The organism is Nocardia sp. PE-7 (assembly GCF_030486425.1).
In the GTDB taxonomy this organism is placed as follows: domain Bacteria; phylum Actinomycetota; class Actinomycetes; order Mycobacteriales; family Mycobacteriaceae; genus Nocardia; species Nocardia salmonicida_A.
This window is the reverse complement of sequence record NZ_CP129614.1, coordinates 3,997,953-4,024,570: the sequence shown is the minus strand read 5'-3', so window position 1 is coordinate 4,024,570 and position 26,618 is coordinate 3,997,953. Positions and strand designations below refer to the sequence as shown.

25 protein-coding genes are annotated in these 26,618 nt (G+C 67.6%); 18 read left to right on the top strand and 7 right to left on the bottom strand.

What is annotated here, in order from left to right; genetic code table 11:
• Nucleotides 1–551: 551 nt before the first annotated feature.
• The 14 genes from QX204_RS19020 (at nt 552) to QX204_RS18955 (ending at nt 15,903) form a co-directional block, all read left to right on the top strand.
• Entirely contained in the window at nt 552–881 is a 330-nt protein-coding gene (locus QX204_RS19020) for a hypothetical protein (RefSeq protein WP_301901131.1), read from the top strand.
• 10 nt (nt 882–891) lie between these two features.
• A complete protein-coding gene (locus QX204_RS19015) occupies nt 892–1,488 on the top strand; it encodes a hypothetical protein (protein ID WP_301901130.1) in 597 nt (198 codons plus the stop codon).
• A gap of 784 nt (nt 1,489–2,272) precedes the next feature.
• A complete protein-coding gene (locus tag QX204_RS19010) occupies nt 2,273–3,322 on the top strand; it encodes a polyprenyl synthetase family protein (RefSeq protein WP_301901128.1) in 1,050 nt (349 codons plus the stop codon).
• Nucleotides 3,319–4,581 (top strand): hypothetical protein, encoded by a 1,263-nt coding sequence (locus QX204_RS19005; RefSeq protein ID WP_301901127.1) that lies wholly within the window; start codon nt 3,319–3,321, stop codon nt 4,579–4,581. The genes QX204_RS19010 and QX204_RS19005 overlap by 4 nt, the downstream gene beginning before the upstream one ends.
• Nucleotides 4,582–4,632: 51 nt before the next feature.
• Nucleotides 4,633–5,628 carry a fatty acid desaturase gene (locus tag QX204_RS19000; RefSeq protein WP_301901125.1) on the top strand — a complete coding sequence of 332 codons (996 nt, stop codon included), beginning with the start codon at nt 4,633–4,635 and terminating at the stop codon, nt 5,626–5,628.
• Complete coding sequence (locus QX204_RS18995) at nt 5,619–6,416, top strand: methyltransferase family protein (protein ID WP_301901124.1); 798 nt, start codon at nt 5,619–5,621, stop codon at nt 6,414–6,416. Before QX204_RS19000 ends, QX204_RS18995 begins: the two co-directional genes overlap by 10 nt.
• Nucleotides 6,417–6,451: 35 nt before the next feature.
• Nucleotides 6,452–7,498, top strand: a complete 1,047-nt coding sequence (gene mvk, locus QX204_RS18990; protein ID WP_301901122.1) for a mevalonate kinase — start codon at nt 6,452–6,454, stop codon at nt 7,496–7,498.
• A 41-nt stretch (nt 7,499–7,539) separates the two neighbouring features.
• The gene (mvaD, locus tag QX204_RS18985) at nt 7,540–8,550 is read left to right on the top strand and encodes a diphosphomevalonate decarboxylase (RefSeq protein ID WP_301908039.1); all 1,011 of its coding nucleotides are present in this window, start codon (nt 7,540–7,542) and stop codon (nt 8,548–8,550) included.
• On the top strand, nt 8,547–9,629 hold the full coding sequence (locus QX204_RS18980) for a phosphomevalonate kinase (protein WP_301901121.1): 1,083 nt from the start codon (nt 8,547–8,549) through the stop codon (nt 9,627–9,629). The genes mvaD and QX204_RS18980 overlap by 4 nt, the downstream gene beginning before the upstream one ends.
• Nucleotides 9,626–10,723 carry a type 2 isopentenyl-diphosphate Delta-isomerase gene (gene fni / locus QX204_RS18975; RefSeq protein WP_301901120.1) on the top strand — a complete coding sequence of 366 codons (1,098 nt, stop codon included), beginning with the start codon at nt 9,626–9,628 and terminating at the stop codon, nt 10,721–10,723. The genes QX204_RS18980 and fni overlap by 4 nt, the downstream gene beginning before the upstream one ends.
• Complete coding sequence (locus QX204_RS18970) at nt 10,716–11,774, top strand: hydroxymethylglutaryl-coenzyme A reductase family protein (protein ID WP_301901119.1); 1,059 nt, start codon at nt 10,716–10,718, stop codon at nt 11,772–11,774. The genes fni and QX204_RS18970 overlap by 8 nt, the downstream gene beginning before the upstream one ends.
• Nucleotides 11,771–12,943 (top strand): hydroxymethylglutaryl-CoA synthase, encoded by a 1,173-nt coding sequence (locus QX204_RS18965; protein WP_301901117.1) that lies wholly within the window; start codon nt 11,771–11,773, stop codon nt 12,941–12,943. Before QX204_RS18970 ends, QX204_RS18965 begins: the two co-directional genes overlap by 4 nt.
• A gap of 9 nt (nt 12,944–12,952) precedes the next feature.
• The gene (locus QX204_RS18960) at nt 12,953–14,434 is read left to right on the top strand and encodes a flavin-containing monooxygenase (protein WP_301901115.1); all 1,482 of its coding nucleotides are present in this window, start codon (nt 12,953–12,955) and stop codon (nt 14,432–14,434) included.
• Nucleotides 14,431–15,903, top strand: a complete 1,473-nt coding sequence (locus QX204_RS18955; RefSeq protein WP_301901113.1) for a flavin-containing monooxygenase — start codon at nt 14,431–14,433, stop codon at nt 15,901–15,903. Before QX204_RS18960 ends, QX204_RS18955 begins: the two co-directional genes overlap by 4 nt.
• On the opposite strand, the gene QX204_RS18950 is transcribed toward QX204_RS18955, so the two are convergent.
• The 6 genes from QX204_RS18950 to mftR form a co-directional block, all read right to left on the bottom strand.
• The gene (locus QX204_RS18950) at nt 15,895–18,252 is read right to left on the bottom strand and encodes a SpoIIE family protein phosphatase (protein ID WP_301901112.1); all 2,358 of its coding nucleotides are present in this window, start codon (nt 18,250–18,252) and stop codon (nt 15,895–15,897) included. The genes QX204_RS18955 and QX204_RS18950 overlap by 9 nt on opposite strands.
• A 106-nt stretch (nt 18,253–18,358) precedes the next feature.
• Nucleotides 18,359–18,952, bottom strand: coding sequence for a SpoIIE family protein phosphatase (locus QX204_RS18945; RefSeq protein ID WP_165610319.1), 594 nt, complete (start codon nt 18,950–18,952; stop codon nt 18,359–18,361).
• A 19-nt stretch (nt 18,953–18,971) separates the two neighbouring features.
• Entirely contained in the window at nt 18,972–19,385 is a 414-nt protein-coding gene (locus QX204_RS18940) for an ATP-binding protein (protein ID WP_056809992.1), read from the bottom strand.
• Nucleotides 19,375–19,755: an STAS domain-containing protein gene (locus tag QX204_RS18935; protein WP_056809990.1), complete on the bottom strand. Its 381-nt coding sequence runs from the start codon at nt 19,753–19,755 to the stop codon at nt 19,375–19,377. Before QX204_RS18935 ends, QX204_RS18940 begins: the two co-directional genes overlap by 11 nt.
• Nucleotides 19,756–19,765: 10 nt before the next feature.
• The gene (locus QX204_RS18930; protein ID WP_056809988.1) at nt 19,766–20,671 is read right to left on the bottom strand and encodes an STAS domain-containing protein; all 906 of its coding nucleotides are present in this window, start codon (nt 20,669–20,671) and stop codon (nt 19,766–19,768) included.
• A gap of 110 nt (nt 20,672–20,781) precedes the next feature.
• Entirely contained in the window at nt 20,782–21,408 is a 627-nt protein-coding gene (gene mftR, locus QX204_RS18925) for a mycofactocin system transcriptional regulator MftR (RefSeq protein ID WP_301901108.1), read from the bottom strand.
• A gap of 81 nt (nt 21,409–21,489) precedes the next feature.
• Between mftR and mftE the strand changes: the two genes are divergently transcribed.
• Genes mftE through QX204_RS18910 form a run of 3 tightly spaced genes read left to right on the top strand, consistent with a single transcriptional unit; the run spans nt 21,490 to nt 23,989 of the window.
• Nucleotides 21,490–22,191: a mycofactocin biosynthesis peptidyl-dipeptidase MftE gene (gene mftE, locus QX204_RS18920; RefSeq protein WP_301901106.1), complete on the top strand. Its 702-nt coding sequence runs from the start codon at nt 21,490–21,492 to the stop codon at nt 22,189–22,191.
• A complete protein-coding gene (gene mftD, locus QX204_RS18915; RefSeq protein ID WP_301901104.1) occupies nt 22,188–23,432 on the top strand; it encodes a pre-mycofactocin synthase MftD in 1,245 nt (414 codons plus the stop codon). Before mftE ends, mftD begins: the two co-directional genes overlap by 4 nt.
• Nucleotides 23,433–23,470: 38 nt before the next feature.
• Nucleotides 23,471–23,989: a hypothetical protein gene (locus QX204_RS18910; protein ID WP_301901103.1), complete on the top strand. Its 519-nt coding sequence runs from the start codon at nt 23,471–23,473 to the stop codon at nt 23,987–23,989.
• Here the strand turns inward: QX204_RS18910 and QX204_RS18905 are convergent.
• Entirely contained in the window at nt 23,986–24,495 is a 510-nt protein-coding gene (locus tag QX204_RS18905; protein WP_301901102.1) for a MarR family winged helix-turn-helix transcriptional regulator, read from the bottom strand. The two genes, QX204_RS18910 and QX204_RS18905, sit on opposite strands and share 4 nt — an antisense overlap.
• A 257-nt stretch (nt 24,496–24,752) precedes the next feature.
• Here QX204_RS18905 and QX204_RS18900 point away from each other — a divergent pair, with 257 nt between their 5' ends.
• Complete coding sequence (locus QX204_RS18900; RefSeq protein ID WP_301901101.1) at nt 24,753–26,429, top strand: fumarate hydratase; 1,677 nt, start codon at nt 24,753–24,755, stop codon at nt 26,427–26,429.
• The last annotated feature ends 189 nt before the right edge of the window (nt 26,430–26,618 follow it).

Sequence of the window (26,618 nt, the reverse complement as noted above, 5' to 3'; positions counted from 1 at the left end):
GCGAAGGCGATGGGCTGCAAAACTTTCCATTCTCTGCCTGTGCGTCCTAGTGCGCGAAATCGCTGGGAAGGCAGCTTCGGTAGCGAACCGGGGTTACCGATCGAGCGCCGGTAGCTCGCAGAAAAACGCGTACGACGCGAAATCGCCGGAGCCTCTGGGCAATTGCGCAATGACATTTTGATCAGGGAGATAGTCGAACTGTTCATCGCGAACTCGTATCACCGGCTACTTGTCGGCGGCACCGTTCTTTTCGGAAACAACGACCTTTGCCGAGTTCCTTCACGAAGGGCTTCGACCTGGCTGATGAGGCGTTGAGAGGTGCGCCATCGTTCGCCGAAATTGTTACCCGATCTGAATGAAATCTGACTGTAGCAAATCGAAAGCTATCGACAAAAGGGCGTCTGAACTGCGTCGATGTCGGGCGGTTTGGTCGGGTTCAACTTTGAGTTATCACTGTTTCATGACGAAGTGCGCGCTATGCCGGATCGGGGCTGTACGTTTGGGACTCGAGAGTTTCGCTGGGTTCCATTCAGGTAACGGAGAGGGCGGAAATGGCTACAGTCACGCAGCCGTCGGGGCCGCACACCATGATCTCCCGACGGGATTTCTCCGCAGCGAAAACAGCGATGACGCCGTCGGGTCTGGTGACTCTCGGGTTGATCTTGCTGATTCCCGTGTTCATCACGGCGGGGCCGATTCTCGCGTTGGCGTTGATCGCGCGGAACAACGGTGTCGGCTGGTCCGGCGGGGTGATCTTCGGGGCCATCGCGACCGTCGTCGTGATGTCGGCCCTGGCTTCGGTGTGGGCATTCCGCCTGGCGTGGCAGCGCGGTTCCGCCGCCGCACGGCAGCACTCGTTCGGTTCTTCTCTCGCGCGGTAGGAGTCGACACATGCAGACGCAACGACACGCGGCGGCGCCGCTCATCGAACCGCCCGCAGCCCCCGCTGCCGGCGAATGCCGCCGCCTGCGGATCGTCGCCCGGATCGAGTCGCCCGACCTGTGGGACTCGACCGCCGCCCGCCTGCTCGAGTGCGCGCGCAGGCGCTGGCAGGGTAGACCCGATATCGCCGATCACCCGGCCCTGCGCCGTTGGTCGCAGATCCAGGACTCCCAGCAGCGGCCCGAACAGCCGTGCCTGCGCACGCTGTTCGCCGCCTTCGCCTCGGGTTCGCTGGTCGGCGGTGACCCCTGTGCCGACCTCGTCGCCGCTGTCATGCTCCTGTCGAGCTGCCCCGCCGAAGCGGTTCAGCAGCCCGATCCGCTCGGTGATCAACACACGGTGCGCTTCTCGGTGTACGCCTACCGCGAAGACGATCTTCCCTTGGCCGAGGACATGATCATTACCGCCGTCAAAACCTGTGGCACCCTGCTGGCTCACCGCTGCACGATCATGCGTCCCCCGGCCCGTTCCACGGCTCCGCTCGTGGACCACCCGACTCCGGACCGACTGGTCCTCGGCAATCTCGGCAGTACCGCCGCCCGCTGACCCGTTCCTGTTGTGTGACCGCGCGACACACGGTGTCTGATCCTACGTGTGGTCGGCGGCGGACTGCTACGTTTCGCACCTTTTCACTTCGAGGCCTTGCATTGCGGTGCCTTGCTAGCGAAACTAACAGTGCTGCAGTGCATTTCAATGTGACGGCCGCCGTGACATCGGATCGTCGTGCGCGCGGCGAGTCGGATCCGCGATCGATTCTCGGCTCGCGGGAAGGCGCTGCGGATTGTATGGTTCAGGCAGAGCTGCCCCCCGTCGCCGGAGCCGTTGACGACCTGACAGTTCTTGTCACTCTGGTCTGAAATCCCTGTGTGCCAACAACATTGGTGTTGTGGCTCCGAAGCGATCGCGAGCCGGTCGACCCGTGCATCGTCGGACGATCCCGAGGTGTCTCGACTTCGGGTGCCCGGCGGGCCATGAGTTCGCGCCCGGACGCTCCGCGACGACGCGGATCCCTTTGTCGTGCAGGCGGTTACGCCGCACGGAGATGAGCGTCGGTAGTCCACAACCGCTGTATCTCCCGCTCACAAAACCTGTAAAGCATTGTGGTACAGCACAATTGTCAGCTCCAAACCTGGAACATGTTGGAATGCTTGACATCTCGAGCTTCCTCTACAAAACTACCCGTCGGTAGCCAGCGAACGGGACGCTCGACCCCGTCGGCTGCGAGAGGTGACTCCCTACGACTGCCCCGCCGGAAATATCCGTAAACCCGTGTCCGGCAGTCGCCGGTGGACCTCTCCGCATCGTGACCACACCAAAGGAGCTCAGCGCTATGGATAATCCCGCGCTACCCGCAGCACAACACTCCGGTGACCAGTACTCAGGCGACCGAGTGGTGGTCATGCCCAGGCCGGCCGGACCGGCCGAGCAACTGGCGCTCGTCACCGAACGGCTGCGGGAACTGCTCATCACCGGTGAAGACTTCGACGCGATCTACACCCACATCCTGGCGGCGCCCGGCAAACGCGTGCGAGCGCGGCTCGTCCTGGCCTGCGCCGGCCTGCTGCCCGATGCCGTCGAGGCAGCGGCCCCGCTGCGCGACGCCGTCGACCTGGCCTGCGCGATGGAGATGCTGCACGAATCCTCGCTGGTCCACGACGACATCTGCGACGGCTCGCTGCTGCGCCGCGACGCGCCGTCGGTGCCCGCCGCGTTCGGTGTCCGCACCAGTGCCCGCGCCGGGTTTCACCTGGCAGGCGCCTCGATGCAGGTCGTGGCCCGGGTGCTGACCGACAATCCCGATGTCTTCGCGCGGGTCGGTGAGGCGCCCGGCATCACCTACGCGGATCGGCTCTCCGACCTGTCCTACGGCCAGCTCATCGAGACCCTGCCGCCCTCGATCGACGAGCTCGCGCTGCGTCGCCACTACGAACTCGTGGCCGGGGCCAAGACCGGCACCCTGTTCCGGCTGTCCTGCGCCTACGGCGGCACCGCGGGCGGAGTCGATCTCGATCGGCTGCACGCCCTGATGGAGTACGCCGACCAACTCGCGCTCGCCTTCCAGATCATGGACGACGTCCGCGACATCGAGGGCGGACCGGGCCTGGGCAAGGACGCGGGCGGTGACCTCGAGCGCCGCGTGCCGACCTGGCCGGTCATCGAATGGCTCGGCACGCGACCCGGAGCCCGGGAGATGTGGCTGGACGCGGAGATTTCCAGCGCCACCCTGCAGGAAGACCTGGTCGAGAGCGGTGCGACCAAAGCCGCCCGCCTGGTCGCGATGGACGCCACCGAGAAGGCCACCCGTGCCCTCGACGTCTTCCCACCTTCCCTCGCGCGCGACGACCTGCGTGAGCTCCTCGAGCAGGTGATATCCCGATGAACACACCACGCCTTCCCCTGCTGATCCGCGGCCTGCGCAACCTGCGTCGCGCACCGGATCTGGCCGCACTGCGCGCCGCGCGGACACCGAGGGAGCTGGCCGCGCTCGCTCTGATCCCCGCGGGTCGCAACCTCGGTATCGCCGTCAACCTGCTGCCCGCCGCGCTGCGTGACGAAGCCACCGCCGCGCTGCTCGCCTGTCGCGTGCTCGACGCTTTCGAAGACCTCAGCGACCGCGCGGTAGCGAGCGCCGCCGTCTCGGCGGCGGTGGACTACCTCAACGGCACCGGCGACACCCTCCCGCCACCGCTACCCGCGCTCGAGGGCGAGATCCGCGACAGCGAAGCCGTCGACCGGGTGCTCGCCGAGCGCATCGCCGACATCAGGGCACTGCTCGCGGCCCTGTCCGAGCACGGCCGCGAGCGCGTCGGCCACGTGCTCACCGATGTCGGCCGGGTCATGGCCCGCAATATCGACGCACCGCTGACCCGCGTCGCCTACAGCGAGGGCGTGCTCGGCCGGATCACCCACTACGCGTGCGCCCTGGTCGCCGAAGATGTGCTGCCCGAAGCGGATCTGCGCGAACTCACCGGCTGTGTCGCGGTGATCGCCCAGTCGGCCAACGACCTGCGCGACAACGAACTCGCGATCTACGGCGCCGCCGACCGCGAGGAACTCACGCGGATGGTGATGCTGCGCCAGCTCACCCCCGCCCTCGGCGGCTTCGCACTACTGGCCAAGCTCGGGCCCGGCACGCCGAGCGTGGGCGCACGAGCGGCGATGGCGTACATGACTATCACGACCTCGGCATTCCTGTGCCGTGCCGTCGACGCGCCGCCCGCCTTCCGGCGCCCGGTCGCCGCGGCCACGCTGGCCGCCGCCTCACCGGCGTACTGGATGAAGATGCTCGAGCGGGTGCGCCGCAGCGGCGACGCCGCGATTCATCAGATGCTCGATGCCTCACCGGATTTCACCACCGGTTCGGCCTCGGCGTCGCAGGTGCTCGGTGCGGGCGACCTCGCCTCGACGGAAACCTCGTTGATGCCGCTGATCGTCGACACCACCTTCGCGCTGGTGCACACGCTGCCCGAAGGCCGCTTGACCGGCGAACTCTCCGATTCGGCGATCCGCACCATGATGATCGCCGATCACCTCGCCTTCGGCGCCATGGAGCGGGTACCGAACCACGAACCCGACGCGATCCGGGCGCTGGCCACACGGCTGCAGCTCGCCGCTCTCGACAACAGCAGCCACCAGTAAATCGAGGAACACCTCCTCGATGATCGTCACTACTAGCGAAGGAGCTCTCCTATGAGCACCGGAACGCCCGTCGCGCCCACAGAGAAACCGCCGTTCAGTCGGCGCGTGTTCAAACTCGAGCACGCGGCCAACGTCGGCCCGCTGCTCCACATCGCGCTGTGGATCGGCATGACTTCGGCCGCGCTGTTCGTGCCAGGCACCTCGGCCTGGTACCTCGCGGTACCACTGATCATCGTGCTCTCGCTGCTGAACCTCTCGCTGACCATCGGCGTGATGCACATGCACACCCATCGCCCGCTGTTCGTGTCCAAGTTCCCCAACCGAGTGGTCGACATCCTGTGCTGCCTGCCCGGCAACCTGACCGCGGCCGAGATGCGCGAGGTGCACGTCCTCAACCATCACCGGTTCAACGACGGCCCGGGTGACGTCACCGCGACCACCGGCCTCGACAAGGGCATCGGCGCCATCTGGTACTGGGTCCGCTACGGCATGGTCGTCAAGATCCACACGGTGCGTACGGTTTTCGCCGCCGACCCGGCGCCGCGTCGCCGGAAGACGCGCCACCAGTTCATCTTCGACCTGGCCGTGTACGCGGTCGTGATCGGTTCGGTCTGGTACGTTGCCGGCTTCGAGAAGTTCGTGCTCTTCTACTGGGTGCCGTTCCTCATCACCCAGGTCAACGCGGGCTACTTCGCCTGGCTGAGTCACGCTCCCGCGCGCGGATTCACCGATGAGCCGAGCACCTCGCTGAACAACGCGGGCAACATTCTCAACTTCCTGATCTTCAACCAGGGCTACCACAGCGTGCACCACCGCTACCCAGGCATCCACTGGAGCCAGATCCCCGACAAGCTCGACTACATGCGCGACGTGAACCCCGGCGTCATCGTGCCGTATTGGATGGTGGCGCAGTCGGGTTGGCGTCTGGTCGTGCCCGGCGGCTTCCTCAACGAGGGCTACGGCAACAAGTGGAAGGCGCGTCTGGAGACGCGTTTGGAGGCAGGCACCGTTCGTTCGCGCTTCCTGCCGTGGTTCGCATGGATCTGATGACACCGCAACAGGTTCGGGGCGTGGTGAAAACCCCCTCGCGGCTCGTCCCGTTCCTGTTCTCCTTCGCCGTCTACGGTGTCGCCGGGATCACGGTGCCGTTGATGCTGCTGTTCGCCGGCGGTTGGTGGTTGCCGAAGACGGTGGACAAGGGACCGCACCTGTCCGCGGTCCCGGCGATCGCGATCGACCTCGTGCTGCTCGCGTTGTTCGCGCTGCAGCACTCGGGAATGGCTCGGCCCTCGTTCAAGGCCTTCATCACCCGCTGGGTGCCCGAGGCACTCGAGCGGACTGTCTACATCATCGGCGTGTGCCTGGTGATGTGGGTGATCATGCTGGCGTGGCAGCCGGTGCCGCAGGTGCTGTGGTCGGCCGACGGTGCGGTCGGGGTGGCGCTCGATACCGGATTCTGGATCGGTTTCGTACTGGTCTACGCGGCTACCCTGTTGCTGAACCACTTTCACCTGCTCGGCATCAGTCAGGCCTACCGCCAGTACGTGATCCAGGTACCGGACGCGACGGTCGACCGCCTGCAGGTGAACGGCGTCTACAAACTGGTTCGTCATCCATTGATGACCGGTTTGCTGGTGTCGTTCTGGTTCGCCAGTGAGTTCACCGTCGGGCATCTGGTGTGGGCTCTCGGGCTGACCGGGTACATCCTGCTCGGAACCTACCTGGAGGAGCGCGATCTCATTGCCCGGTTCGGTGCGTCCTATCGTGCCTACGCCGCGCAGGTGCCCGCGTTCTTCCCGTCCGTGCGCGCCATTTTCGGCCGATCGTCTCGGTAACCGGCAGGCCGGGCCGAGTCCGGAGAGGAATCGTCGTGAACAGTCCCGTTCGAGAACGTGCTGAACACAGCTCCACAGTGACCGGCCCGGTCCGTGGTGTGGGCCGGGCCCACGCCAAGGCGATCCTGCTGGGCGAGCACACCGTGGTCCACGGCACGCCCGCCATCGCGTTCCCGCTGCCGACCCTGTCGGTGCGGGCCATCGCGCGACCCGGCACCCCGGGCGCGGTCATCGAGGTTCCCGAAGGACATTTCGGGTTCGTCGCGGGCAACCCGAACGCCGCGGAGAATTCGCTGTCCGGTCCGCGCGTCGCGGTCGAGGAGGCCTTGCGGCGCTGGGGCCTGACCGGGCACATCGCCCATGTGGTGATGGAGTGCGATATTCCACTGGCTCGTGGGCTCGGATCGAGTGCGGCCTGCGCGGGTGCGGCGGTGCGCGCGGTCGCCGACCTGCACGGACGGACCGTCGATCCGGTCACGCTCTACGAACTCGTGCAGTGCGGTGAACAGGTCGCGCACGGCAGGGCCAGCGGTATCGATGCGAGCGCGGTGCTGGCCGACGGCCCCATCCGATTCCACGAAGGAACCGCCACCGCACTCGACATCGGTCTCGACGCCGCCCTGGTGATCGCCGATACCGGGGTGCCCGGGTCCACGCAGCACGCGGTCGGGGGAGTACGCCGCACGCTCGAGCGCGATCCGTGCTCCGCGCGCCGACTCCTGGCCAGGGCGGACGAGGTGATCAGCGGTGCCGCGGTAGACCTCTCGGCCGGGCACGCCGACTCGCTGGGTCGAGCGATGCTCGACTTCCAGGACCTGCTCGCCGGACTCGGCGTCAGCACCCCGCATATCGACACCCTGGTCGCCGCGGCGCTCGACGCGGGCGCCTACGGCGCCAAACTCACCGGCGCCGGCCTCGGCGGCTGCGTCCTCGCGCTCACCGAGACCGGCGACGCGCGCACCGTCAGTGCCGCCTTGCGCCGTGCCGGCGCGGTACAGACCTGGACGGTCCCGACCCGCAGCCTGCGTTCCGGCGCACAGTCCCTATCCGTCTCGACATCGGAACACGGTGCCAACCCATGACTTTCACTCCCGCATCACCCGCGACCACCGAACGTGGCGCAGTGGCCGGGCCGTCCGCCGAGGCGGTCGCGTATCCGAATATCGCCCTGGTGAAGTACTGGGGTAAGCGGGACGAAGAGCTGTTCCTGCCCGTCACGGGCAGCCTGTCGATGACCCTCGACATCTTCCCGACCACCACCTCGGTGCGGCTGATCGACGGACCGGCCGATGTCGTCGAGTTCAACGGTGTCACCGCTACCGGCGCCGCACGCGCCCGCATCGAAACGTTCCTGGATCTGGTGCGCGCCAAGGCGGGTCGCGACGACCGTGCGAGGGTGGTGACCGCCAACGCCGGGCCGACCGGCGCCGGGCTGGCCTCCTCGGCGAGCGGGTTCGCGGCGCTGGCCACCGCCGCCGCGGCCGCCTACGAGCTCGACGCCGACCCGCGCGCCCTGTCGCGACTGGCCAGACGCGGCTCCGGTTCCGCCTCGCGCTCGATCTTCGGTGGATTCGTCGTCTGGCATGCCGGCGAGGGGGAAGGCGAAGCGGGGGACCTGAGTTCGTACGCGGAGCCCATCGGCGGCGACGAGCTGGACCCGGCCCTGGTGGTCGCCGTGGTGAACCAGGGCGCGAAGGCCGTCTCGAGCCGGGTCGCGATGCGGCAGACCACCGCCACGTCACCGTTCTATCGCCCGTGGGCCGAATCGTCGGTACTCGATCTGGCGGAGATGCGCAGAGCTGTCGCGCGGCAAGACCTTCCCGCCATCGGGGAGATCGCCGAGCGCAATGCCCTCGGCATGCACGCCACTATGCTCACCGCCCGCCCCGGAATCCGGTACCTGTCTCCGCATTCGATCGCCATCCTCGACGCGGTCCTCGCGCTGCGTGCCGACGGGATCATGGCGTACGCCACGATCGATGCGGGCCCGAACGTCAAAGTGCTGTGCACCCGTGCCGACGCGCCACAGGTCGACGCCGCAGTGGACGGCCTCGGCGACTTCGTCACCACCCGGACCGCGCACATCGGTCCCGGCGCGTCCCTGACGGTGCCCGCCGCGGGTGGTGATCGATGACCAGTTGTCGCGCTCCCGGCAAGCTCTTCATCGCCGGTGAATACGCCGTGGTCGAGCCGGGACACCTGGCGGTGCTCACGGCGGTCGATCGTTACGCCACCGCCACGGTGACCGGAGCGGAGTCCGATCAGGACATCACCCTGTATTCGGATCTGGACGGCGGCATCGCCTTCTCCTGTCGTCGTCACGGTGACGAATTGGTACCCACTTCCGATGCTGTTGTGCCAGCAGCGTTTTCCTACGTTTTCGCCGCAGTTTCGGTGGTGCACCGTCTACTCGTGGAGCGTGCGATCCCCGCATCGTCCTTCCATCTGGACGTCACCGCCGACCTCGGCGACACCGACGGCCGCAAGTTCGGCTTGGGATCCAGCGCGGCCGTCACGGTGGCCACGGTCGCCGCCCTCGGGCAGCACTTCGCCCTCGGCCTCGATGCGATGGATCGCTACCGGCTGGCCATGCTCGCCACCATCGCGGTCAACCCCCGCGCCTCGGGCGGCGACATCGCCGTGAGCACCTGGGGCGGCTGGCTCGCCTACCGGTCCCCGGACCGCGCGCAGGTGGCGGCATCGCTGGCCCGCGACGGCGTGGAGGCCACCCTGCGCGCACCGTGGCCAGGCCTGTCGGTTCGCCCGCTGCCCACCCCCACCGAGCTGACCCTGCAGGTCGGCTGGACCGGAAACCCGGCCTCCACGCCTGCCCTGGTCGCCGGACTCGACGGTGACCGCACCGCCTTCCGGGCGCACAGCAACGAGTGCGTCGAACGACTCGTCGTCGCCATCGAGGCCGACGACTCCCAGGCCGTGCGCCTCGAAATCGACAGCGCGCGAACACTGCTCGTCGACCTCGACGCGATGTCGGGCCTCGGCATCATGACTCCTCGGCTGCACGCGTTGTGCGACGCGGGCGCTGCGGTCGGCGCTGCCGCGAAGCCCTCGGGCGCCGGGGGTGGGGACTGCGGGATCGCGCTCATCGAGCGCACCCGTCCCGCCGCGATCGCCGAACTCACCGGCCGGTGGCTCACCGCCGGAATCCGTCCGCTGCCCCTGCGGACCCACCCAGTCGAAGGGGACCACCGATGATCGCCGATCGCAAAGACGACCACGTCCGCCACGCGGTGAACCACCAACGCCAGGCCGCCGGTAGCAGTGACTTCGACTCCGTCACTTTCGTGCACCACGCCCTCGCGGGCATCGACGCCGACGAGGTCTCCCTCGCGGTCGATGTCGCTGGAAAGCAATGGGCCACACCACTGTTCGTCAACGCGATGACCGGTGGCAGTACCAAGACCGGCGAGATCAACCGCCAGCTCGCGATCGCCGCCCGCGAGACCGGTATCCCGATCGCCTCCGGATCGATGAGCGCCTATTTCCGTGATCCGGCGGTCGCGGGCACCTATCGCGTGCTGCGGCAGGAGAATCCGCACGGATTCGTGATGGCCAATGTGAACGCGAACGCGACGGTCGATCAGGTGTGCAGCGCCGTCGACCTCCTCGAAGCCGACGCGTTGCAGATCCACCTCAACGCCGTACAGGAAGTGGTCATGCCCGAGGGCGACCGCTCGTTCGGGTCGTGGCCGCGCCAGATCGAACGCCTCGTCGCCGCTAGCGCCGTGCCGGTCTTCGTCAAGGAAGTCGGGTTCGGACTGAGCAGGCAGACCGTCACCTGGTTGCGCGACGCGGGCGTGTCCGTGGCCGACGTGGGCGGGCGCGGCGGTACCAATTTCGCCCGCATCGAGAACGATCGGCGGGTCGGCGGCGACTTCGGGTTCATCGAGAGCTGGGGTCAGTCCACCCCGAACTGCCTGCTCGACTGCGCCGACCTGCCCGGCATCGATATCGCCGCGTCCGGCGGCATCCGCTCGCCGCTGGACATCGCGCGCGCACTCGCGTTGGGCGCCAACGCGACCGGTGTCGCGGGCGCGTTCCTGGAAACCCTGGTCAGCCACGACACCGCCGCCCTGGTCGACAAGATCGGGATCTGGCTCGACCAACTGCGCACCATCCTCACCGTGCTCGGCGCCCGCACGCCGGCGGATCTGGCCGGCGCCGACCTGCTCGTCACCGGGGAGGTCGCGAGCTTCTGCCAACTTCGCGGTATCGACGCCGCGGCACTTGCCCACCGGAGCCCCTGGTGGCGTGAATCCGAACATCGAGAGGGAGTCACCCATGAATGACATGTCGTACGCGGCGGTGCCGATGCAGTGGGTGGGACCTGTACGCATTACCGGAAATGTCGTCGACGATGCCGTCGACGTTCCTCTCGCCACCTACGAGACCCCGCTGTGGCCTTCGGTCGGGCGCGGCGCGCGGATCAGCACCCTGGCGGAGAAGGGCATCGTCGCGACGCTGATCGACGAGCGGATGACGCGCTCGATCCTGTTGGAAGCCGACGACGCGTACACCGCCTACACCACGGTCCAGCAGTTGGAAGGCCGCATGGCCGAGCTCCAGGAGGTGGTCTCGGGCAGTAGTCGTTTCGCCCGGCTCATCGACCTGCACCATCAGATCACCGGCAACCTGCTGTTCCTGCGCTTCGAATTCACCACCGGTGACGCGTCGGGCCACAACATGGCGACCCTGGCCAGCGATCACCTGATGGATCACATCCTGTCGACCATGCCCGGTGTGCGCTACGGCTCGATCTCGGGCAACTACTGCACCGACAAGAAGGCCACCGCGGTCAACGGCATCCTGGGTCGCGGCAAGAACGTGATCACCGAACTGATCGTCCCGCGCGAGGTGGTCGAGCAGCGGCTGCACACCACCGCGGCACAGGTGGTGCAGCTCAATATCCGCAAGAACCTCATCGGCACCCTGCTGGCGGGCGGAATTCGTTCCGCCAACGCGCATTACGCCAACATGCTGCTCGCGTTCTATCTGGCCACCGGTCAGGACGCCGCCAATATCGTCGAAGGATCCCAGGGCATCACCCATGCCGAGGATCGCGACGGCGACCTCTACTTCTCGTGCACCCTGCCCAACCTGATCGTGGGCACGGTCGGCAACGGCAAGCACGCGAGTTTCGTCGACGAGAACCTGGAACGCCTCGGCTGCCGCGAAGACCGGCAGCCCGGCGAGAACGCCCGACGCCTCGCGGTGATCGGAGCGGCCACCGTGCTGTGCGGGGAGCTGTCGCTGATGGCGGCACAGACCAATCGCGGTGAATTGATGCGTGCCCATACCCAATTCGAGCGGTCCACCACGAGCAACGGAAGCCCACGATGACAACTACGCCGGTCGGTATCCACGACCTTTCGTTCGCCACCACCCATTACGCTCTCGATCACGCCGTCCTCGCCGAGCGACTCGGCGTGGATCGCGACAAGTTCTACCTCGGCATCGGCCAGGAGAAGATGAGCGTCGCCGCCGCCGACGAGGACATCGTCACCATCGCCGCGGCCGCCGCCGCGCCGATCCTGGAACGGCACGGCACCGACAACATCCGCACCGTGCTGCTGGCCACCGAGACCGGTGTCGACCAGTCCAAAGCCGCTGCGCTGTACCTGCATTCGCTGATCGGGCTGCCCAACGCCGCCCGGGTCGTCGAGCTCAAGCAGGCCTGCTACGGCGGCACCGCCGGGCTGCAGTTCGCGGCCGGCCTGATCGCCCGCGACCCGTCGCAGCGGGTGCTGGTGATCGCCGCCGACATCGCCAAGTACGAACTCGACACCCCGGGTGAGCCGACCCAGGGCGCCGCCGCCGTCGCGATGCTGGTCACCGCGAACCCGGCGATCCTGGCGCTGGACCCGGTCTCCGGCCTCTACAGCGCCGACATCATGGACTTCTGGCGCCCGAACTACCGCACCGAAGCCATCGTGGACGGCAAAACCTCGGTCAACGCCTACCAGAAGGCGGCACAGGAGGCGTGGACCGACTACCGGCGCCAGGGCGGTCGTGAACTCGGTGAGTTCGCCGCGTTCTGCTACCACCAGCCCTTCACCAAGATGGCCTACAAGGCACACCGCCACCTGCTCGAGAGCCAGGGCCACACCGCCGACGCCGACGCCATCGAGGCCGCCCTCGGCGCCACGACCACCTACAACCGCACGGTCGGCAACAGCTACACCGCCTCGCTCTACCTCGGCCTTGCCTCGCTGCTCGACCACGCCGACGACCTCACCGACAAGGCGCTGGCCATGATCAGCTACGGGTCGGGCAGCGTCGCCGAATTCTTCAGTGGCACCGTGCAGCCCGGCTATCGCGAGCACCTGCGGACCGAGGCGAACCTGGCGGCGATCAGCTCGCGTGAGCTGCTCGGTTACGAGCGCTACCGGGAACTGCACGAGGCCACCTCGCCCAGCGACGGCGCCTACCACGCCATGGTCGAGGAGACTCGCCGCCCGTACCGGCTGGCCGCCGTCTCCGGTCACAAACGCATCTACGAATCCCGCTGAGGTCACCGCATGAGCAGTAACAACACCCGCCACGTCCGAGTCATGATCGTGGGCAGCGGCCTGTCCGGCCTCGGTGCCGCCATCCGGCTGAGCCAGCGCGGCATGTCCGACTTCGTGGTCATCGAACGTGGCCCCGATGTCGGGGGAACCTGGCGCGACAACACCTATCCCGGTGCGGGCTGCGATGTGCCCTCGCACCTGTACTCGTATTCGTTCGCGCTCAATCCCGACTGGTCCCGCTCGTTCTCGCCGCAGCCGGAGATCGAGCAGTACCTGCGCACCGTGTCCGAACGCTACGGCGTCCGCGACAAGCACCTCTTCGACTGCGCGATGACCGCGACCCGCTGGAACGACGCCGACGGCCGGTGGGAGATCGAGACCAGCAAGGGCGCCTTCACCGCCGATTTCGTCGTCTCGGCGGCAGGCGTGCTGGCAGAGCCGAATCTTCCCGATATAAAAGGTATTTCGAGTTTCGAGGGTGAGCTCTTCCACTCCGCGCGCTGGAACCACGATGCCACGCTGACCGGCAAGAGGGTCGCCGTCGTCGGCACCGGATCCTCGGCGGTGCAGATCGTTCCGTCGATCGCGCCCGACGTGGAGCACCTCGACGTCTATCAGCGCACCGCCACCTGGGTGATGCCACAGGTGTCGCGACCCTACCTGGCGCTGGAACGTTTCGCCTTCAAGCGCATCCCCGGTCTGCAACGACTGATGCGCGCGCTGATCTACCTGCAGCGTGAGTTCTACGTGGTCACCCAGGTGAAGTACCCATGGACCGGCATCGTGCTGGAAACCGTCGGCCGGGTCAAGATGCGCTGGGAGATCCGGGATCCGGAGTTGCGGCGAAAGATGCTGCCCGAGCACCGTATCGGCTGTAAGCGCATGCTCGTGTCGAACAAGTTCTACGGTGCGCTCGATCGTGACAATGTCGATGTCGTCACCGACGGCATCGCCGAGGTGCGCCCCGGTTCGATCGTGTCCGAGGACGGCACGGAACGGGAGGTGGATGCCATCGTGCTGGCCACCGGGTTCCACGTCGCCGATTCACCGACCTTCAACCTGTACACCGGGCGCGACGGCCGGACGTTGTCCGAGGCCGCCGACGACGAGGGCTTTCAGATGTACAAGGGCACCACCGTCGCCAATTTCCCGAACATGTTCTTCATGCTCGGCGCCAATTCCGGGTTGAACTACACGTCGCTGATCTACATCATCGAATCCCAGATCAACTACCTCGTCGACGCGATCGAGACGATGAAGCAGCAGAACCTGCGCTCGTTCGAGGTGAAGGTGGATGCCCAGGTCGCCTACAACAAGCAGCTGCAGCCCAAGCTGGCCCGCGCCGTGTGGGCAGACGGCGGATGCACCAGCTGGTTCCTCGACAAGCACGGCAACAACTCGGCGCTGTGGCCGGACTTCAGCTTCAAATACCGGCGGCTGGTCCGGAAATTCGATATCGAGGCCTACGAGACCACGCCGAAGACGCCGTGACCGAGCTGCCCCACACCCGCGTCGCGATCATCGGCGCGGGTTTTGCCGGGCTGGGTGTGGCGATTCGATTGCGCCAGCAGGGTATCGACGACTTCGTCGTCTTCGAGCGCGCCGACGACCTCGGCGGTACCTGGCGGGACAACACCTATCCGGGAGCGGGCTGCGATGTGCCCTCGCAACTGTATTCGTATTCGTTCGCCCGCAATCCGCACTGGACGCATTCTTTCTCGACACAGCCACAGATTCAGCAGTATGTGCGCGATGTGGTCGACCGGCACGGCGTGCGTGAGGCGATCGTCTTCGACGGCGAGGTAACCCGCGCGTGCTGGAACGACGACATGGCGCGCTGGGAGATCCAGACCGGTCGAGGCGCCTACACCGCCGACATCCTGGTATCGGCCGGAGGTCCGCTGAGCGCGCCACGACTGCCGGACATCAAGGGCATCGACACCTTTCGTGGCCCTGTTTTCCATTCCGCCCGCTGGGATCACGAGTTCGATCGCGCGGGCAAGCGGGTCGCCGTCATCGGCACCGGCGCGTCCGCGATCCAGATCGTGCCGTCCATCGCGGGCGAGGTCGGCCGACTCGACCTGTACCAGCGCAGTGCGCCGTGGGTTCTTCCCCGAATGGGCCGCAGGTACTCCTGGCTGGAGCGCCGCTACTACCGGCATGTTCCAGGTGCGCAGTGGCTGGCCCGCGCGGGCGTGTACTGGGCCCGCGAGACCATGGTGTTGTGGCAGTCCAAATATCCGCCGCTGGCCGACTTCTTCTCGTTCGGTGCGCGCGTGAGGCTGTGGTGGGTGATCCGTGATCGTGAGCTGCGCCGCAAGGTGACGCCCGACCATCGCCTCGGGTGCAAACGCATGCTGATCTCGAACGTCTACTACCCGGCGTTGGCCCGCGACAACGTCGAGGTCGTGACCGACGGCATCGCCGAGATCCGGGAACGGTCGATCGTCACCGATGACGGCACCGAGCGCGAGGTGGACGCCATCGTGTTGGCGACGGGCTTTCGGATCGATGATTCGCCCACCTTCGATCTGATCAGCGGTCGCGACGGGCGCACGTTGGCGGAGGTGTTCGCTGCCGGGGGTCTGTGTGGATACAAGGGAACGACCGTCGCCGACTTCCCGAATCTGTTCCTGATGATCGGCCCGAACTCCGTCCTGAGCTACACCTCGGCGATCTTCACCATCGAATCCCAGATCACCTACCTCATCGAGGCGATCACCACCATGGACGCCGATGGCCTGCGCACCGTCGAGGTCCGCGAGGACGTGCAGGCCGCCTACAACCGGGACCTGCAGAAGAAGTTCGACGGCACCGTCTGGAACACGGGCGAATGCACCAGCTGGTTCGTCGACGAGAACGGCCACAACGCCACGCTGTGGCCGGATTTCAGCTTCCGGTTCCATCGGATGCTGAAGAACTTCGACGTCGAGGCCTATGAGACGACCCGGTCAGAATGAATTCTGCCGCGAGCTGACGGTCGGCGGCCGCGAGGAGGCCCGCAGCGGGTTCGCGGTGGGGAAGGTGATCGAGGGCAGGGTCACCCACATGCGCACCCGGGTGCCGGTCTCGTCGTGGTCGAAGGTGAGATCCTCGGTGAGTACCCGCATCATCTCCACGCCGCGACCGCGGTAGCCGGGGTCGGTGGGCGTGGGGATCCAGCTGCCGTGGTCGGTGATCTCGAGGACCACCCGGTCGCCGTCGCAGCGGGCCGTGAGACCGACGCGGCCCGGTTCGGTGTCGCGGTAGGCGTGTTCGACGCTGTTGCTGCAGGCCTCGTTGGCCGCGGCGACGAGGTCGGCGGCCAGGTCGTGCGGCACCGCGGCGGTGGCGAACCAGCGGTAGAGACCACGGCGCACCCCGGCCAGTTCGGTTGCGGCAGCGGGAAAGTCGAGGCTCAGCGGCTCCGGGGGCTGCCGGTAGACGACCATGGCGACGTCGTCGTCGTAGCCCGCGGGCGGGCACAGCCGCGACAGCACCGCGTCGGCGACATCGCGGGGGAGCGCGGCGCCGGTCTCGCTGAGCACGTCGGCGATCTTGACGAAGCCCTCGGCGATGTCGTACCCGCGCTGTTCGACGAGGCCGTCGGTGAACAGCACCAGGGTGGCGCCCGGTGGGAGCGCCGTGGTGGCTTCCGGCCTGCGCGGGGTGTCGAAGGTGGCCAGGGGGACCGCGCGTCCGCCTTCGAGGATGCGGCCGGGTCCGCCGGGCGGTGCGAGGACGGGCGGCATGTGGCCCGCGTTCGAGTAGCGCACCATTCCGCGCTCGGGGTCGAGCACGGCCGCGCACACCGTCGTACACATGGCGCCGGGGATCCGGGAGGCCACGGCGTCGAGTTCGGCGAGCAACTGCGCCGGTCCGGCGCCACGCAACAGCAGAGCCCTTGCCGCGGTGCGCAATTGGCCCATCACCACGGCGGCGGACAGACCACGACCGACGCAGTCGCCGACGACGACGCCGATGGTGCCGTCGCGCAACGGCACCACGTCGTACCAGTCGCCGCCGATCTCGAGCGGCGGCAAGGCGGGTTCGTAGTGCACCGAGAACCGGGGCGGCAGTTCGATCGGTCCGAGCATCGCCCGCTGCAGGGTGAGCGAGGTGGCGCGGGCCTGGTCGAAGTTGCGGGCGCGCTGGAGCGCGACGCTGAGATGACCGACGAGCAGTGAGTACAGGGCCCAGTCGGCGGCGCTGACCGCGCGGGACGCACCGAAGCGCACCCACAGCGCCGCGTCGCCGGTCTCACCGAGCGGTGCCACGACCGCGTCGACCCCGCCCTCGTCGCCGGTGATGGCCGAGAGCCCACGGGCGGACTGCCTGCGTGAGCGGTCGAGCAGGGCCTGGGTGTCATCGTCGAGCACGACGGGGCCGTCGGCGCGCGGGCCGCTCTGTCGCATCGGTGCCACGGTGAATTGTGTTGCGCTACCGATGGTTTCGGGTGCGGGCTCCGCCTTTCCACTCGACGGAGTCGCGCCGCAGGAGTAGACATCGGGGCGTCCGGTCCGGCTCGGCCAGATCGCGACCAGCGCGGTCTCGGCGCCCATGGTCCGGCGCAGTTCGTCGAGTCCGACCGCGAGGACCTCCACCATGCTCGTCGCCGCGCCGACGGCGGTGGCCAGGCGGGAGGCGGCCTGGTCGCGGGCCTGCGCGTCGTGCTCGGCGGTCACATCGCGCACGGTGCCGACGAAGATCCGTTCGTCGTTCTCCTGCTTCACCAGGGAGCTCGCGCTCACCGCCAGCCACCGTTCGCGGCCGTCGCGATGACGCACCGGCATCACGAATCGTGAAGCCTCCGTGCCGATCTGGGGGTATCCGGCGCGATCGGTCAGTGCCCACGGATGGGGCAGCCGGAACGGCACCTCGGTGGCGCCGTATCCGGTGAGCACCCCGAACGCGGAGTTCACCTCGACGATGGTGCCGTCGTCGTCGGCGACGAAGAACCCGTCCTGCAACGATTCGACCAGCGCGGTGCGAAAGGCGTCGCGGCCTTCGAGATCCTCGGCGCGGGAACGCTGTTGCTCGTAGCGGCGGGTGCCGTCGAGGTAGCCGCGGGTGGCGATGTCCAGCGCCGCCATGGTCTGCAGCAGGAATTCCAGCGCCACCTCGGCGCGGCGCGGATCGGCCTGCGTTTCGCTGTCGCGGGCGACAGCGCGGAAATGGTGCTCGGTGAGATCGAGCAGACTGATGCCTTCGACGAGGGCTCGTCTGCCGAGGTCGTATCCCTCCGAGAGGCCGGCCTGGCCCGGCGCGGCGACGTGGCGGCGCATCGCCGCCGAATAGTCGTCGAGAAATGCGACCAGGACCGCGCTCATCGGCAACCTCTCATCGGCTCGGTCCGGCGGAACAGGCCGCGGTGTCGTGGCCTCGGGAAAGAGGTCCACGGAACAGGGGCGCACGCGTTGGTGCGATGTCGGGGCCTCACGGGCACGGCCCACGGAAACGTGCCGCGAGCACCAGTGCGTCGTCGGTGTCCTTCGCATCGCGCGCGAGCAGATCGCCCGCGATGGCAGTGGCGGTTTTGGCCAGGTCCAGCGATTCGGGGCCGACCGCGACGATCCCGTCGGTCGCCATCAGCAACAGATCGCCGGGGCGGATCGGCAAGGTCTGCGGCTGCAGGTGCGAGGGCAACCGGTACCCGACGATGCCGCCGGTGAGCAGCATCGTCGCCCGCAGCTCCGGACCGGCCGGACCGAGGGTGAGCAATCGCGAATCGACGTTGCCCACGCCGAGCCATTGCAGCGTCTCGCCCGGCTCGATCAGCGCCAATGACACTGCGGCGCCCCGGGTTTCGACCATCGCGCGATGGCAGAGCACCATCAGCACGTCCAGCGGTTCGCCGCAGTTCTCGGTGAGGATGGCCATCGCGCGATCGGCGGCCTCGGCCGCGGGCGCACCGTGACCGAGCCCGTCGAGCACCGCGAACAGCACGCCGGCGCCGGTGTCGAGCACGAGCGCGCGGTCACCGGAGACGTCCTGGCCGGGCAGCGCCCGGCCGGCCGTCGACCACTCCATGCGCCCGATGATCCCGTCCTCATGCAACGTCGGGTACCCACTTCCACATTTCGATCAACGTCCCGCGGCCCGGGGCGGAATCGATGGTGAGGCGGTCCATCAGTCTGCGCGCGCCGGGCAGTCCGAGTCCGAGTCCGCGGCCGGTGGAATAGCCGTCTTCCAGCGCACGGGGAATATCGCGGATGCCGGGGCCCTGGTCCTCGGCTTGGATCACGAGCGCGCGGCGACCCTCGCGCAAGTCGATGAGCAACCTGATCTCCCCGCTGCCCGCGTAACTGGTGATGTTGCGGGCGATCTCGGAGATGGCGGTGGAGATCATCGTACGGTCGGTGAGGGTGAAACCGAGGTCACCGGCCAACTCGCTCCCGGCCTGCCGGGCGGTGACGATGTCCTCGGACACCTTGACCGCGATCGCCACCTGCTCAGCGGCCACTGTCGCGACCGTCTCGTCGCCGCGGGTGCCGATTCAGCCAGGAGAGGCCTTCCTCGAGATCCAGCGCGGTGTGCATGTCTTCGAATGTAAGGCCCAGTTGCACCATGGCGAAGGCCACCTCGGGCTGCAACCCGACGATGACGGTTTCCGCGCCGCGCAACTGGGTCATGTGCGCGATGGTGCGCAACGAGCGCGCGGCGAAGGAATCCATCACGTCGATGGCGGTGACGTCGACGATGATGCCGGTCGCGCGGTAGCGACTGACCTGCTTCATCAGGTCGTCCTGTAACCGCTCGGTGTCGGCATCGGTCAACGCCGACTGCACGGACGCGATCAGGTACGTGCCCTGCTTGAGAATAGGTACCGGCATGGTGGCTTGGTCAGCGCCCGTCCCGCTCGCTCAAGCGTTCGGTGACTCGGGAGACCTCGTACCCGAGTAGACGCTCGGCTTCTTCGATACCGCCCTGCAGGTCGCCGACGGCATTCATCTTGGACAGATCGAGACCGATGGTCACCAGGGTGAGCGCGATCTCGGAGGACAGGCCGGTGATGATCACGCTGGCGCCCATCAGGCCGGACGCGTCGACGGTCTGCACGAGGTGGTTGGCCACCACGGAGTCGATCGCGGGCACACCGGTGATGTCGATGACGACCACCTTGGCGCGATTGGCGCGGATGGCGCGCAGCAGCTGTTCGGTGAGCTGGCGGGCGCGCTGGGAGTCGAGCACACCGATGATCGGCAGGATGAGCAGCTGCTCGCGCACCTGCAGCACCGGGGTGGACAGCTCGCGGATGGCCTCTTGCTGGCGGCTGATGACGCGCTCGCGCTCCTGCACGAACGACACGGCCACGGTGTTGGCGATGCGGTTGGCGGCCGGTTCGTAGGCGTCGAGCACGCGGTTGAGCAGTTCGAAGTTGGACTGGTACTTCTCGAAGAGGCTGCGCGCCAGCACATCGCGCAGCAGCAGCACGATGCCGATGACCTCGTCGGTCTCGACGCCTCGCGGAATGATGCGCTCGGACAGGTCGCGGGCATAGGCCTGCAGTGCCTCGACGCTACCGGTGACGAGCACCTCGACGTAGTTGTCGTACATCGACGTCGCCTCGGAGAAGATCTCCTCCGGGGTCATCGCGGTCAGCAGTTCGGCCTCGGTGATCCGCCGTGCCCACTCTTCCCGCAGTCCGGTGCGGTTCTGCCGCAGATGCTCGACCAGCTGCGGGAGCAGGTTGTCGAGCGGTTGCGCCGGCAGCGAATCCGCCGAAAGACTCGTGGACACCTCGGACATGGAAACCCCTGCCCCTTTCGACGACGGACGTTTGCGGTGCGCACAGTGCGCGTTGAGCCTGAGCCTACTCATACCCCCTCGGTGGTGCTGCCCAAACGTGGCGCGCCCGGCTATTCCGGGGCGAACCCGCGTTCGAGCGCGCGCAGCGCCTGATCCAGATACACGGTGAGGTCGGTATCGCCGCGCTCGAGCCACGCGTCGAACGCGGCCCGCGCGGCGGCCAGGGTGGTGCGCCCGATGGCGAGGGGGATCAGGTCGCCCGCGCCGGCCCCGAGTCGGCTCGCGGCGAACTCGCCGACGGCGTGCTCCCACGCGTCGTAGTGTGCCCCTGCCCCCGCCGAGAGCGCGGGGACCCCGGAGACCAGCCGCATCCGGGTGCGCAATTCGGGGATGTCCTCGGCGCGATATCTGTTCGCCGTCACCACGATGCGGCGTACCGCCGCCATCATCGGCTCGTCGGCCGGGACGGCGGCGAACGCGGCGCGCAGGTCGTCGACCTCGTTGTCGAACTGGTGCCACAGCACCTCGGCCTTGGTGGGGAAGTAGCGGAAGAAGGTGCGCTCGCTCACCCCGGCCTCGGCGGCGATGCGTTCGACGGTGACGTCGTCGAACCCGTGTTCGGCGAACAGCTTCATCGCGATCACCTCGAGTTCGCGACGGGTGGTGCGCGGTGGACGCCCGCGGTGCCCCGATGGCTTCGGAATCGAGATCGGTGCGCGCGGCGGCGGGGCGGACATGGATACAGGATAGGGACTCGGCGAGCTTTCGACCTGCACGAGCTATTGATTATGTCAGTGACTGACGTTAATGTTGGCGCCATGTTCGTGGCGCACCTCACATCGCCCGAGGCAGGTGTGCGCGCTGCCGAGGGAGTGATCCTGGTCATTCCGCTCGGTGCGACCGAGCAGCACGGCCCGCATCTGCCCCTGTCGACCGACAGCGATATCGCGTCGGCGGTGTGCCGCCGGGCCGCGGCCGAGCGTGGCGACGTGCTCATCGCGCCCGCCGTGGCCTACGGGGCAAGCGGCGAGCACGCGGGGTTCGCGGGCACCCTGTCGATCGGGCAGGCGGCGCTGGAACTGCTCGTCGTCGAACTGTGTCGCTCCGCGACGGATACGTTCTCGCGAATCGTGCTGGTCAACGGACACGGCGGCAATGTGGAAACGCTGCGCCGAGCCGTCGCCCTGCTGCGGTCGGAGTCGCGCGACGTGCGGGTGTTCTCGCCCGGCTACGGCGGCGACCCGCACGCCGGGCGCACCGAAACCTCGATCCAGCTCGCGCTGAGTCCCGAGCTGGTGCGCGTCGAACTGGCCGAGCCGGGGGACTGTCGCCCGCTGGCCGAACTGCTGCCGCTGCTGCGCGCGGGCGGAGTGCGGGCAGCCAGTCCCAATGGAATCCTCGGCGACCCCACCGGATCGAGTGCCGACGAAGGCGCCGATCTGCTGCGGGTCGCCACGACCGCATTGCTGGAAGACCTGCGCCGATGGTGGCCGCAGGATCATGAGGAAGGACCCCGATGAATCCCTGGTTCGAGACCGTTGCCGAGGCGCAACGGCGCGCCCGCAAGCGTCTGCCGAAGTCGGTGTACGGCGCGCTGATCGCCGGTTCGGAACGCGGACAGACCATCGAAGACAATCAGACCGCGTTCACCGAACTCGGTTTCGCCCCGCACTGCGCGGGCCCGATCGGCGAACGTGACCAATCGACCACGGTGCTGGGCCAGCAGGTCTCCATGCCGGTGCTGATCTCGCCCACCGGCGTACAGGCGGTGCACCCCGACGGTGAGGTCGCCGTCGCGCGCGCCGCGGCGGCACGCGGAATCGCCATGGGGCTCAGCTCTTTCGCGAGCAAGCCCGTCGAAGAGGTCATCGCCGCCAACCCGTCGACCCTGTTCCAGCTCTACTGGTGTGGCAACAGGGACCAGATCCTCGAGCGGATGGCCAGGGCGAAGAAGGCGGGCGCGGTGGGCCTGATCCTTACCCTGGACTGGTCGTTCTCGCACGGCCGCGACTGGGGCAGCCCGGTGATCCCGGAATCGCTGAACCTGCGCACGATGATGAAATTCGCGCCGCAGACCCTCGCGCGCCCGCGCTGGCTCGCGACCTACCTGCGCTCGGGCAGTATCCCCGACCTCACCGCACCCAATATGGCGGTCGGCGGCGGTGCGGCGCCCGGGTTCTTCGGCGCCTACGGCGAATGGATGCAGACACCGGCGCCCGACTGGGACGATGTCGCCTGGATCTGCGCGCAATGGGACGGCCCGGTGCTGCTCAAGGGCGTGATGCGGGTGGACGACGCCTTGCGTGCCGTCGACGCCGGCGTCGCGGGCATCTCGGTGTCCAATCACGGCGGCAACAACCTCGACGGCACCCCCGCCGCCATCCGCGCGCTGCCGGTGCTCGCCGACGCGGTGGGCGATCAGATCGAGGTGCTCCTCGACGGCGGCATCCGGCGCGGCAGCGATGTCGTGAAGGCGGTGGCGCTCGGTGCGCGTGCGGTGCTGATCGGGCGCGCGTACCTCTGGGGTCTGGCGGCCAACGGTCAGGCCGGTGTCGAGAACGTTCTCGACGTCCTGCGTGGCGGCATCGATTCCGCGCTGTTGGGTCTGCGCAAGACCTCGATCACCGAGCTGACGCGCGACGACATCGTGATCCCGGCCGGTTTCGAACGCGCGTTGGGGGTGGGTTCGGGGCAAAACGATTCCGGCAACCGGGATTTCACGACCGACGTAACGGTCGTCAGCGGCGCCGCGTCTCGTTAGTATCGACGGTTGGGCATCGCCGCCGGAGGGGGAAATTCGTGAGTGTGGTTTCGGAAATCGAGGGTTCGCGTCGGCGAATCATGATGTCGCGCAGCGTGTCCTACACGCTGCCCGCCGTGGTGGCGGTGGCTCTGGTCTCGGCCGGATGTGGCACCGCCACCCCGAAACCGGCACCGCGCGCGGCGTCGGCCACGCTCACGACCACCTCGAAGCCCCCGACGGCGACATCCCGGACCACCACCACGACCGCGGCCGCTGCCAAACCGGCGTCCGTCGGTGTCTGCGTCGACACGACGACCAATGTCCGGGTCGCCGACGATCAGTGCGACACCGCGGGCACCAGGTACTCGCGGTTCTGGTACCAGCACACCGATACCTTCGTGTACCCGGCGATCGGCGTCGCGGTCGCGCTGGCGGCGGGCAGTTTCCTGCGCCCCACCACCGGCGAGGTCTTCGATCGCGGCGCACCGACCAAGGGCGGCACCGTCGCGCGCGGAGGGCTGGGCAAGGCCCGCCCCGATTCCTCCGGCGGGGGCGGCGGCAGCGCCGGGTCCTAGTCCTCGCCGGGTGCGGCGGTTTGCAGGCGACCGACCGGGTCGTCGTCCTTCGCGCCGCGGTGATGGTCGACGAGCACGTCGTAGATCTCCGCGAGGGTGGCGAGCTGGTCGCGATCCAATACGTCGATCATGTGTTTGCGCACGCTGCGCACGTGCGCGGGCGCGGCCGTGGTGAGCAGTTGTCCGCCGGTCGGGGTCAGCTTGGCGACGGTGCGGCGCTGGTCGTGCGGCATCGTCTCGCGTGAGACCAGCCCGCGCTTCTGCATGCGGGTGATCTGGTGCGAGAGCCTGCTCTGCGACCATTCGAGCGCACAAGCCAGATCGGCGAAGGTGAGTCGCTGGCCCGGTGCGTCGGCTAGGTAGACCATGACGGAATACTCGACGTAGCTCAGGTTGGCCGCCCTGCCTGCGTCACGTCCGATCGCCGCGGCGATCAGGTCGCGGGTCCGGACATAGCCCAGCCAGGCACGCATTTCGACATCATCGAGCCACTGTGGATCGGTCACGATCGAGCTCCAGATTCTGAAGGTGCAGGCTTCGGATTGAACGGTGCACTCCCGCCACCGCCCGGGAGAATGGGTAGCACCGTTTGGGTTGAACGTGCAACCTCGATCTTAGTTAGGGTCAGTTAGGAACCTCACATAGGGTTGCCTAACCGCTGTGCGGGTACGGGTGGTCGTTAGGCTGCGGATTGCTTTGTGACCAGCCCTGCCTGGTGCTCCGCAGTGTTGCGGTGCCCGCCCTGCCCGAAGGAGTGCGATCCGTGACCGCGCCGGAGTTCCGCTATTCCGATCTGCTTCCGATCGGCGCCGACGAGACGCCCTACCGCCTGCTCACCAGCGAGGGGGTCAGCACCTTCGAGCACAACGGGCGCACCTTCCTTCAGGTCGAGCCCGAGGCGTTGCGGCTGCTGACCGAGACGGCGATCCACGACATCAGCCACTACCTGCGCCCCGCGCACCTGCGCCAGCTGCGCAAGATCATCGACGACCCCGAGTCCTCGGGCAACGACCGCTTCGTCGCGCTCGACCTGCTCAAGAACCTCAACATCTCCGCAGGCGGCGTGCTGCCGATGTGTCAGGACACCGGCACCGCGATCGTGATGGGCAAGAAGAGCGAGGGCGTGCTCACCGGTGTCGACGACGCGGAATGGCTCAGCCGCGGCATCTTCGACGCCTACACCAAGCTGAACCTGCGCTACTCCCAGCTCGCCCCGATCACCATGTGGGACGAGAAGAACACCGGCACCAACCTGCCCGCCCAGATCGAGCTGTATTCGACCGAGGGCGACGCCGACAACCCGGTGTACAAGTTCCTGTTCATGGCCAAGGGCGGCGGCTCGGCCAACAAGTCGTTCCTGTACCAGGAGACCAAGGCCGTCCTGAACCCCGAGCGCATGCTCGAGTTCCTCGACGAGAAGATCCGCTCGCTGGGCACCGCGGCCTGCCCGCCGTACCACCTCGCGGTGGTCATCGGCGGAACCAGCGCCGAATTCGCCTTGAAGACAGCGAAATACGCCTCGGCGCACTACCTGGACAACCTGCCCACCGAGGGCTCGATCACCGGTCACGCCTTCCGTGACGTCGAGCTCGAAGAAGAGGTCTTCCAGCTCACCCGGGAATTCGGCATCGGCGCGCAGTTCGGCGGCAAGTACTTCTGCCACGACGTGCGCGTGGTCCGCCTGCCCCGCCACGGCGCGTCCTGCCCCGTCGCGATCGCCGTCTCCTGCTCGGCCGATCGCCAGGCACTGGCCAAGATCACCAAGGACGGCATCTTCCTCGAGCAGCTGGAAACCGAACCGGCCCAGTACCTTCCGGAACAGACCGCCGACATCCTCGGTGGCGACGTCGTGAAGATCGATCTCAATCGCCCGATGGACGAGATCCGCGCCGAATTGTCGAAATACCCGGTGAAGACCCGTCTTTCGCTGACCGGTCCCTTGGTCGTGGCCCGCGACATCGCCCACGCCAAGATCAAGGAACGCCTCGACGCGGGCGAGCCCATGCCGCAGTACCTGCGCGACATGGCCGTCTACTACGCGGGCCCCGCCAAGACCCCCGAGGGCTATGCCTCGGGCTCCTTCGGCCCCACCACCGCCGGTCGGATGGACTCCTACGTCGACCAGTTCCAGGCCGCGGGCGGCTCCATGGTGATGCTCGCCAAGGGCAACCGTTCCGCCCAGGTCACCAAGGCGTGCCACGAACACGGCGGCTTCTACCTCGGTTCCATCGGTGGCCCCGCCGCCCGCCTCGCCCTCGACTGCATCAAGAACGTCGAGGTCCTGGAATACGCCGAACTCGGCATGGAAGCCGTCTGGAAGATCGACGTCGAAGACTTCCCCGCGTTCATCGTCGTCGACGACAAGGGCAACGACTTCTTCGCCGAGACCGCCAAGCCCATCGCCCTGCGCGTGCGGACCCGTTCCAAGGAACGGGTGTAGTAATCCGGCTCCGTCACCCCGGTGTCCGCCTCGGCGGGTGCCGGGGTTTCGTCGGTTTCGGGGCCCGGCGGCGCCGGTCACCCCGGTGTAATGTGACGCCCGACATACGGCGGACAGGGCCTGACAGGGGTGCGGATTGGCGAGCGGTTCAGTGCCCGGGGGGCGGGCGGCGCGCAGCGCGAAGTTGGG